At 38.9% G+C, this 257-nt stretch carries 1 protein-coding gene; it reads left to right on the top strand.

Annotation, left to right across the window (positions count from 1 at the left end; genetic code table 11):
• Window positions 1–257: hypothetical protein (locus SB749_RS20050; RefSeq protein WP_410711853.1), on the top strand; the 257-nt coding region annotated here is incomplete at both ends.

Here is a 257-nt window from a genome sequence, read left to right as displayed (position 1 = left end):
CTTCTGAGTATAAGCCAGAAACGGATTATGCTACATTAGTTTGGAAAGCAGGTGTTATTGAAGAAGCTTTTGAAAAATATATGCCTGTTAATAGAAAACAGATGGGGCTGACTTCATCACGTTCTGTTTTCCTAGATCGAAAATTAGTAGCTGCACTTATTCGAAGGGTACTGGAAAATGATAGTGGTAAATTACAGGATCCGTTGAAATGCGCTGCAATGTTTGCTCTAGCCTTTTTTGGAATCATTCGACCCGTC

The organism is Brevibacterium sp. SIMBA_078 (assembly GCF_046534565.1).
In the GTDB taxonomy this organism is placed as follows: Bacteria; Actinomycetota; Actinomycetes; order Actinomycetales; family Brevibacteriaceae; genus Brevibacterium.
The sequence above is the reverse complement of the archived record's forward strand: the minus strand, read 5'-3'. Positions and strand labels throughout refer to the sequence as shown.